The sequence below is a fragment of the Mycobacterium celatum genome, from assembly GCF_002101595.1.
GTDB classification, from domain to species: Bacteria; Actinomycetota; Actinomycetes; order Mycobacteriales; family Mycobacteriaceae; genus Mycobacterium; species Mycobacterium celatum.
The window spans coordinates 74,819-83,781 of record NZ_LQOM01000027.1 but is presented as its reverse complement, the minus strand read 5'-3'; the positions used below and the strand labels follow the sequence as shown (position 1 = coordinate 83,781).

The following is an 8,963-nucleotide window of genomic DNA, read 5'->3' as shown; positions in this document are numbered from 1 at the left end:
CTACGCTACAAACCGGACCGACCAACCCCTGGTCGAAATCCAATGAGCCGAGCCTCCATCAAAACCAGGGCACTTCACCACCTCGGGATTGTTGCGGATGCGCTTGACTTTGCCAGCCGCCTCTTCGGTGTCGAAATACACCCGATCTTCCTCGTCGCGGCCGAACCACACCGGTGACGGAACACCTTGCCCGTCTTTGCGGTACGTGATCAGAAGCGCGTACTTGCGACCCGCGAGCGAAGCGAAGCCAGTTGTCGGTCCCGAGTCTGCCGCCGACCAGGCAGCCTTGTGCCGCATCCGCTCGTAGAAGAAGTCGGTAACTTTGGTGAGAGCCGACTTAGAGGAAGTTGCCATGCCCGTACGGTACCGAGTCTATGAGGGTTCCTTCGCATGATTGACCTGCGCAGCGACACCGTCACCCGCCCGAGCCCGGCCATGCTCGAGGCGATGACCCGCGCCGAGACCGGCGACGACGTCTGGGGCGACGATCCCACGGTGCTGCGGCTGCAGGCGCGTGTGGCCGAGGAAGCGGGCAAGGAAGCCGGGCTGTTCTTTCCCAGCGGCACGCAAAGCAACCTCGCCGCGGTGATGGCGCATTGCGGGCGCGGCGATGAATACATCGTCGGCCAGGCGGCCCACTCGTACAGATACGAAGGCGGCGGTGCAGCGGTGCTTGCCAGCGTCCAGCCGCAGCCGCTGGACAACGCCGAAGACGGCACGATTCCGCTCGAGCGCGTCGCGGCCGTGATCAAACCGCTCGACGATCACTTTGCGCGGACGCGCCTGTTGGCGCTGGAAAACACCATCGGCGGAAAGGTGCTGCCGCCGGATTACGTCGCCGAGGCCACGCAGTTCGCGCACGGCCGCGGGCTAACGACGCACCTGGACGGCGCGCGTGCGTTCAACGCGGCGGTCGCATCGAACAAGCCTCTGGCGGCGCTGACCGAGGGCTTCGACTCGGTGTCGATCTGCTTTTCGAAGAGTCTGGGCGCGCCGGTGGGTTCCGTTCTGGTCGGCAGCACGGCACTGATCGACGCGGCGCATCGCTGGCGCAAGGTGTTGGGCGGCGGCATGCGTCAGTCGGGAGTGCTTGCGGCCGCGTGCCTTTACGCGCTCGATCACAACGTGGCGCGGCTGGCCGACGATCACGCGAACGCCGCACGCCTCGCCGAGGGGCTAGCGCAGATCGACGACGTGAAGGTGGTATCGCACGCCACCAACATGGTTTTCGCGCAGTTCCCGGAAGACGACTGCGCGGCCCTGGAGGCGTGGCTCAAGGAGCGCGGCATTCTCACGCAGATGCTTTACTCGTCGCGGTTCGTGACGCATCTCGATGTGAGCGCCGACGATGTCGACACGTTCGTGGCGGTGGTGCGGGAGTACTTCACGCGTTGACCTGCAGTAGCTGCTCCACATTCCGCGCGACTTCGTCTGCGGCCGTGGTCATTTCGAAGAACTCACCGCCGCAGTCCTGCTTGCCCGACCGGCTCACCCTTGCTGGCCTACCGCGGGCATCATGCGGCGGCGGCGCAACAATACGAAGCCCCCGATACCCAGGGCGGCGTCTTCAGCGACCGTGGCGATATTCCAGAACCCGCTCCTGTCTCCACTGATGAGGGCAGACATGCGGGTGAGGGCCATCAGCAGAGCCGCGGTCGACCACGATCCCAGGAATGCCTCCCTGTCGCGGCCGCGCGCGTAGGCGACGATGCCGTAGGCCAGGCCGGCATTGAAGGCCCCGATCTCGCGTTGATACCAACGTTCACGAATCCACCCGTAGTGGTCGGCCACCCTGTCGGGGATCAGTGCATGCCCTGTGAAAGCGCCGGCGGCCATCGCCAGTGCGCCTGCACCGAGAAGGGCCTCGCCCCGCCGCCGGAGCTGTCCGCCGAGTTGATTTGTCACCGCTCCTCCTCTATTGACTGATAATCAGTCGGTGTGAGACTGTAGGGCGCGAGCCGGTCGGCAGTCAACATGTCAGAGAGGACGATGCAGTGAGCGTTGCAAGCAACGGAGTGCCGTTATGAGTTTCAGGCGACAAGGGATTCGGCTGGGGGGCAAGAAAATTCTCATCACCGGCGCCTCAAGCGGCATCGGTCGGGCGCTCGCGTTGCAGCTGGCCGATCGCGGCGCGGTCATGGCGCTGGCCGCGCGGCGGGGCGACTTGCTCGACGAAGTCGCCGAGGAAATTGCCAGCGCCGGCCACCAACGGCCCACGGTGATCACCGCCGATCTGGCCATGCCCGAAAGGGCGACCTCACTAGCCCACGACGCCCTAGACGCGCTGGGGGGCGCCGTTGACGTTTTGGTCAACAACGCGGGCGCGAACCTGACAGGGCCGCAATCGCTGATCGCCGATTCCGACGCGGCGCGGCGAGTCTTCGAGGTCAACATGTGGTCACCGCTGGCGTTGACCGCTGCCGTGCTTCCCGCCATGCACTCCGCCGGAGCCGGAATCATCGTCAACGTTACCTCCACCGTGCAGGCGGTGCCGCTGCCGCTGCTGGGCTACTACTCGGCGTCGAAAGCCGCGCTGGCACAGGCGACCCGATCGCTGCGCCTCGAGCTGGCCGAAACCCCGATCAAGGTGCTCGAGGTGGTCCCGGGATCAACCGATACCGCATTGCGGGATATCGACGAACTTCCGTGGAAATCCGGCTCACCGCGCACATTTCCGCCGGTGCCACCACAGTCCACGGCGGCGGCGATCGTTCGTGCCCTGCACCGCGGAGCAAACCGGGTAGTGTACCCGAGCTATTCGCTTGCCCCCCTGGAAATCCCGGCGATAGGCCGACTCGTGGCCCAACTGGGTGGCCGCCGCGTCGACACCCGCAGCGTACTGAACACCCAACGCTGACGCATCGGAGTAAACATGACACCGATCAGGCTGACGGACGCACAGATCCGCATCGGGGCCGCCCTGGGCCTCGCCCACGTCGTGATGGCACTCATCGCCCACTTCACCGTCCCCGCTTTTCTGGAAGGCCGACTGGGTTTAGTCGCCGAGCCGTGGTTTCGCCGCGAAACAGGCACAACCAACGCAGGTTTCGCCTACGGCATCATCCGCATCTTGCAGGGTCATCGCGACGCGACATTCATCCGCGCCACCGCCATCAGCGGGCTGCTGATGGCCACAGTGCGCACTCTGGCCACGTTGCGCGGTCACCGCCGCGGGCCGCTCAGCGCGTTGGTGGTCGGCAGCGACCTGCTACTGGGTATCGGGGGTCTGGTGCTGGCCGGTCAATTCGACACTGATAAGCCGCGCCACCATCGGGATATCCTGCCGTCCAGCGCCAATAGTGCTATCCCAGAGAGCGTGTCGCCACTCGGCGCGGCTGCATCGAAGGCCAAGAACCGATGACCCCGCCGAACAACCACCCTGCGGTGCGGGTGCGCTCCGAAGACCTCGAGCAGCCACCACGACCCGGGGCGCCCGCCAAGCTGGCCCACGTCGTCTACAAGACCCCCCGACCGCAACAGATGATCGACTGGTACACCCAGGTGCTGGATGCGGTGGTGGTCTTCGAGGACAAACGGCTGGCATTTTTGACCTACGACCATGAGCATCACCGCATTGCGTTGATCAAAGTTCCGCGGGCGCTTCGGATCCCCGGCACGGTATGGAAGGTCTATCGCAAGTTCTGGGGAGTCGACCATGTTGCCTTCACCTACACTCACCTTGAAAACCTCGTCGCCGCGTATCGTCGACTGGCCGACGCCGGCATCAGGCCGGTGTGGTGCATCAACCACGGCCCCACCACCTCGATGTACTACGAAGACCCTGACGGGCACCGCATTGAACTGCAGGTAGACAACTTCGACTCCAACGCTGAACTGCTCGACTGGCTTTCCTGCGGCGAGTTCGACGAAAACCCGATCGGTGTGGAATTCGATCCCGATGTGTTGGAACGGCTGCTGGCCGCCGGGACGTCGGCGGCCGAACTGAAAAAGCGCGGATCTGCACCTCCTGACGGTCGGCGCGCCCGCGCCGGTCTTGGCACCCTGCGCTGGAAAACCCTCTAGGCGAGTTCACATGCAACTGACCACATTTGACAGCGCGGGCACACCGGCCAGGCCCGGCGTGCTGTTCGGGGACGAGATCGCGGACCTAGGCGCCTGCGCGGGCGGGCCGGCATCGGTTCGGATGCTGCTGCAACAACCAGACTGGGCTCTGGCATTGCCGGCACTGCTGAGGAAGGCGCCCCGAGTCGCGCTGGAAGCCGTACGACTGCGGGCACCGGTACCCGACCCGTCCAAATACATGGCAATCGGGCTGAATGCGCCGGCTCACCGTAAGGACGTCAATCTTCGGTGGCTGATGCGCGAACCCAAACTAATCCGCATCGCCGCCGGCTACATGCTGGCACACCCGCGGCCTAAGCAGCCGTTGTTTTTCGCCAAGGCCACGTCATCGGTCATCGGGCCGAACGACCCCATCGTCGTTCCGCCGGGTGCCGAACAAGTCGACTGGGAAGGCGAACTGGCGGCCGTCATCGGGACACCGCTGCACGAGGCGGGTGTAGCCGCCGCAGGTGCCGGCATCGCCGGGTACGTCATCGCCAACGACGTGTCGGTGCGCGACTGGCAAACCGACAATCCGACGTCGGCCGGATTGGCCAAAAGCTATCCCAGTCACGGGCCGCTGGGTCCATGGCTGGTCACCGCTGACCAATTCGATCCGCACGACAGCCAGTTGCGCACTTACCTCAACGGCACATTGCGCCAGCGGGGACGCATCGCCGATCTCACCCTGTCGCCGGCCGAGATCGTCAGCCGCCTCAGCAGCTATTGCTTGCTGCAACCAGGTGATGTGATCGCGTGCGGCACCTTCGCCGGAACTGGCTGGCCGGCAGGGCGGTTCCTCCGACCTGGTGACAGCGTGCGTGTCGAAATCGACGGGATCGGGCAACTCGCTAACCCGGTCACCGCCCACCCTGCCACCGACCGGACGGTCATCACGCTTCGGTCCGCACCGAGGGTTTAGCCTGACGTGATGTCTGCACGGCGAGCATCCAAAGCCCGGAGCGTGGTGGGCGATCGCCGCCAAGCACTCATCGACACCGCGCGCAAACTGTTCACCACACGTCCCTACGACCAGGTGACCACATCAGAGATCGCCGACAAGGCCGGTGTGGCCTACGGTCTGATCGCCCACCACTTCGTCAACAAACGCGGCCTTTATCAGGCGGTCCTCAACGAAATCGCAGCGGAGATCGCCGAACACCAGCTGGCACCGCCACCGCCGGGCGCGTCGCTGACCAATCAGCTACGCCACGCGCTGCGCAACCACATCACCCACATCGACAGCTACGCCGACAGTTTTGTGGCGTTTGTGCGCGGCAACCTGGGTGCTGACACAGAGCAACAGGGCGCGATCGATGAGCTGCGCTGGATGGGCGCTCAACGAATCCTGCTCGCCCTGGGCATCGTCGAGCCGCTACCGGCCGTATTGCGTACCGCGATGCACGGCTGGATCGGTTACCTCGACGAGATGATGATCGACCGCATCACCAACCGCGACATCGACGTCGACGCTCTGGTCGAGCTGGCCGCCGCGGCCCTGATCACTACACTGCGCAGCGCATCGCGGCTGGATCCAACCATTCGCTTCGATGCGTCAATCACTAGGGAACTCGAAAAGTTCGAGGTTCAGACGGCACGCCGGTCACGCTGACATCCTCGCCGAGCAGATTCAGGCAGGACGAAATCATTCATCAATGCGTCGGAGCAACGACGGTGAGAACCAGGACGCAATGAATGGTGGCGCAGGACATTGCGGAACCAAGAGCCATCCGCCGGAAGTATGAGTAATTATGGCATGATTTCTACACATGGTTGAGTTCGAGTTTGATCCAGCGACGCCGTGAGCCTGGCCAAGGACGACATCGACTTAACTGTGGCGCGACCTATTTGGCGGGAGCGGAGGTCGATGCTGGTCGGCAGTGATGACCTACCGGGGCGAAATCGTCCGGATCATCTCGGTACGCCGTTCACGGGAAAGCGAGGTAGCGATCTATGAAGGCTAAAGAGTTCGACGAGCGGTTCGATGCCGGCGAGGACATGGCCGCCGCTCTGGATAAGACACGGGCGCGCCGGCCCGGCGAGGAACACCGGCGGGTAAACGCCGACCTCCCGGCATGGATGATCGCCGAACTAGACCGCGAAGCCACCCGGCTCGGAGTCACCCGCCAGTCACTCATCAAGGTTTGGATCGCCGAAAGACTGGACCACGGAGACCACCCCGCAGCCTGACCGATCGGTTATCACTATTGGTTGTGCCCGAGCACATAGCGCTTCACATCGGTGAGGTCCCAGTCCTGCTGCGGCGCTCGGGGCGCGACAGTGCTCCAATCGTGGTGCTGTATCATGGCTTTGGGCCTCCGAATAGTCCGCAAGAGATGGCCCAGGCGTTCCCACTCGAGACAGTTGATGCAACCATCGCCTACGTCGGTCTGGCTCTGTTCGGGGAGCGCTTGCCACCAGGCGGTCTGGAGGAGATCCTAGACCGTCAGTCCCGCGACTACTTGCGTCAACTGCTTATGCCAGTCATCGAGCAGGCCGCAGACGAACTGCCACGTCTCGTCGCCGAGATCGCTGAGCGAACTGGCGCGGACGCTGACAGGTTGGCACTACTGGGTTTTTCGGCTGGCGGGGTCGTCGTCGCGGACGCCCTGATTCGAGCGCAGGTTCCTATCCAGGCCGCCGTATTGGTCAACACGGTAAGCAGCCCGTCGGCGGCTGTGGCGATTTCTGAGCGCCTGTCCGGCAATCCCTACCCCTGGGACGACGAAGCCCGCACAGCGGCTCAACGTGGCGACCTGGCTGCACACGCCAGCGATGTGGCTGCACGCTCGACCCCGCCGGCGCTGCTCATCCTGCACGGCGCCAACGACGAGTACATCGCACCGGACGATCCCCGCGATCTCTATACCGCTCTGCGGAACGCGTACCGGGAATCAGGTCGAGCAGATCTCGTCGAATTCCGCATCTTCGACGACGTGGCGCACCACCTCACCGGCGCCAACAACCACGTCGAGGGACTCTCACGTATTACCGCCCTCAACGAGGCGGCGAGCGATTGGCTCAACACCCAGCTGCGCAAGAGAACATAAAGAGACAAGCAATCCGCCGACGATAAGGCTATGTATATGGAGGAAAGCAGCTTTGTGCAGCCGGCGTCGTCAGCGGACGCGGCGGCTTGCGCGGCGATCTACCGTCCCTACGTCGAGGACACGGCAATCACGTTCGAAACCGAAGTCCCGACGGCCGAGCAGATGGCGTCGCGTATAGCAGCGGCTCGGGAGACTCACGAATGGCTCGTCCTCGAACAGGACCACCAGATCGTCGGCTATGCCTACGCGCACGCGTTCAATCCCCGTGCCGCATACCAATGGTCGGTGGAGACGAGTATCTATGTGGCAGCGCACCATTACCGTTTCGGCGCCGGCCGCAAACTCTATACGCACCTTCTGCGGCGGCTTACCGAGCGTGGCTATCGGCGAGCCTTCGCGGGAATCACCCAGCCCAACGAAGCCAGCAACGCCTTTCATCGAAGTTTCGGGTTCGAGCAGGCCGGCCTCTACCGTCGCGTCGGATGGAAACACGGGCGCTGGCACGATGTCGCGTGGATGCAGCTGGATTTACTTGGCGAGGCTGAAGACGACAGCTCGCCCATCCCGCAATGACAGTGGGCGCATTTGCGCCTCTCTCGAGCATACTGCAAAAGCCTTGGTCGGAGCTCGTGGCGGACAGGGCTCTTCCTCGAGTGTGCGAATTCATACGCCGAACACGGCGTGTCGCGTACGAAACCGCACACCCGACGACCACGGAGCGAAGCTCCTCTGGCATTAGTTGAACGCCAACCAGCTCGGCAATGCGCGCTCGTGGGAGTCGCAGAGCACTTGGCGGGTGTCGCAAGATCCCTTTGGCACCCCGGCGCCGGCCCACATGCCGCCGGTGTCGCGGCGCAGCACGATCGCCGACGACCCGCCACCGTCGAGCAAAACGGCGGTGTCACTGCCCAATCCGCGGAACAGGTCCTGAATGTTGTCCGGTGTGTAGCTGCCGCCCTGGAACACATACATCTCGTCGCGGGTCTTCGAGTAAGCAAGGGCGGTCCGGGCGGCGCTCGGCCCGCCGTCGTTGAGCTGGCCGGTGCTCGCGGGGGACAACAACCCTAACCCGCTCACCGCGACGAACTGCTCACCCTTGTCCACCAAACCCGTGACGACCTGGGTGGCAGCGTTGTAGTCGTTGCCGTCGCGACCTCCGTTGGGCCACAACACATACGGCGCTCCGTGAGTCGGCAGGATCATCGTCGCCAACGCACTCCAGTTTTCGTTCCCGCCGGAGAGGCCCTGCTTGCCCGCGTAGGGGATGGTGCCGGTGACCGCCTGGTTGGCCCGGCCCTGCCCGCGGGTGTTGTCGACGTAGGCGCCCAGCGGTGAACTGCAGCCCGTCGACCGCCACGAGCCGCCCTTCTGTCCGCGCACATCGAAGAAGTTGGCGTTGATGGCGATGGTCGGCTGGCCCAATACCTGCCACGCTTGCACTGGGGCGTATGTTTCCGACGCCTGCAGGAGCCCGTCACCGGTGCGCGCCCCCGGGTTGCGTTCACACCGAGCCTGGTAACCGCGGTGACTGTCGACCAACAGGTGAGGGGAAAGCCGTTGTGACGCAGCCTTGATGATCATCAGATGGCCACCGCTGGTCCCGTCGTACCAACTGCCGCCCGCATTGAGCATCGGCGCGGGGTGGCCGGCACCAAAGTTGTATACCAGGTAGGAGCCGCGGGTGTTGGCAATGGCATTGGCCAGCAGTTCGCGAGCCTCGGCGGCGCGCGCAACCGGCCGTCCGATGCTGGTCGCGAGCGCGACACACGACGCCAGCACGGCGCAGCAGGCTGCCACGCGCCGGAAGACGACGGCGTGAGTCGACACGGGTGACCTTTCGGCGCGGAACTC

Annotated in this window: 12 protein-coding genes; 9 read left to right on the top strand and 3 right to left on the bottom strand. The window is 64.3% G+C overall.

Annotation, left to right across the window (positions count from 1 at the left end):
* Window positions 1-354 carry a PNPOx family protein gene (locus AWB95_RS11550; RefSeq protein WP_238600928.1) on the bottom strand — a complete coding sequence of 118 codons (354 nt, stop codon included), beginning with the start codon at window positions 352-354 and terminating at the stop codon, window positions 1-3.
* Between the two features lie 36 nt (window positions 355-390).
* Between AWB95_RS11550 and ltaE the strand changes: the two genes are divergently transcribed.
* Window positions 391-1,395, top strand: a complete 1,005-nt coding sequence (gene ltaE, locus AWB95_RS11545; RefSeq protein WP_062539063.1) for a low-specificity L-threonine aldolase — start codon at window positions 391-393, stop codon at window positions 1,393-1,395.
* 93 nt (window positions 1,396-1,488) lie between these two features.
* On the opposite strand, the gene AWB95_RS11540 is transcribed toward ltaE, so the two are convergent.
* Entirely contained in the window at window positions 1,489-1,905 is a 417-nt protein-coding gene (locus tag AWB95_RS11540; RefSeq protein ID WP_062539062.1) for a hypothetical protein, read from the bottom strand.
* Between the two features lie 118 nt (window positions 1,906-2,023).
* Between AWB95_RS11540 and AWB95_RS11535 the strand changes: the two genes are divergently transcribed.
* From AWB95_RS11535 to AWB95_RS11495, 8 genes are all read left to right on the top strand, one after another.
* A complete protein-coding gene (locus tag AWB95_RS11535) occupies window positions 2,024-2,857 on the top strand; it encodes an SDR family NAD(P)-dependent oxidoreductase (protein WP_062539061.1) in 834 nt (277 codons plus the stop codon).
* 15 nt (window positions 2,858-2,872) lie between these two features.
* Window positions 2,873-3,361 (top strand): hypothetical protein, encoded by a 489-nt coding sequence (locus tag AWB95_RS11530; RefSeq protein ID WP_062539060.1) that lies wholly within the window; start codon window positions 2,873-2,875, stop codon window positions 3,359-3,361.
* A complete protein-coding gene (locus tag AWB95_RS11525) occupies window positions 3,358-4,023 on the top strand; it encodes a VOC family protein (protein WP_084706978.1) in 666 nt (221 codons plus the stop codon). Before AWB95_RS11530 ends, AWB95_RS11525 begins: the two co-directional genes overlap by 4 nt.
* A gap of 10 nt (window positions 4,024-4,033) precedes the next feature.
* On the top strand, window positions 4,034-4,984 hold the full coding sequence (locus AWB95_RS11520) for a fumarylacetoacetate hydrolase family protein (RefSeq protein ID WP_062539059.1): 951 nt from the start codon (window positions 4,034-4,036) through the stop codon (window positions 4,982-4,984).
* A 9-nt stretch (window positions 4,985-4,993) separates the two neighbouring features.
* Window positions 4,994-5,674, top strand: coding sequence for a TetR/AcrR family transcriptional regulator (locus tag AWB95_RS11515; protein WP_062539058.1), 681 nt, complete (start codon window positions 4,994-4,996; stop codon window positions 5,672-5,674).
* 341 nt (window positions 5,675-6,015) lie between these two features.
* A complete protein-coding gene (gene brnA / locus AWB95_RS11505; protein ID WP_062539057.1) occupies window positions 6,016-6,252 on the top strand; it encodes a type II toxin-antitoxin system BrnA family antitoxin in 237 nt (78 codons plus the stop codon).
* Window positions 6,253-6,398: 146 nt separating this feature from the next.
* On the top strand, window positions 6,399-7,112 hold the full coding sequence (locus AWB95_RS11500) for an alpha/beta hydrolase family protein (protein ID WP_062539056.1): 714 nt from the start codon (window positions 6,399-6,401) through the stop codon (window positions 7,110-7,112).
* A gap of 36 nt (window positions 7,113-7,148) precedes the next feature.
* Window positions 7,149-7,685 carry a GNAT family N-acetyltransferase gene (locus tag AWB95_RS11495; RefSeq protein ID WP_062539055.1) on the top strand — a complete coding sequence of 179 codons (537 nt, stop codon included), beginning with the start codon at window positions 7,149-7,151 and terminating at the stop codon, window positions 7,683-7,685.
* 162 nt (window positions 7,686-7,847) lie between these two features.
* Here AWB95_RS11495 and AWB95_RS11490 read toward each other — a convergent pair whose 3' ends face one another.
* Entirely contained in the window at window positions 7,848-8,939 is a 1,092-nt protein-coding gene (locus tag AWB95_RS11490; RefSeq protein WP_062539054.1) for a phosphodiester glycosidase family protein, read from the bottom strand.
* Window positions 8,940-8,963: the final 24 nt, after the last annotated feature.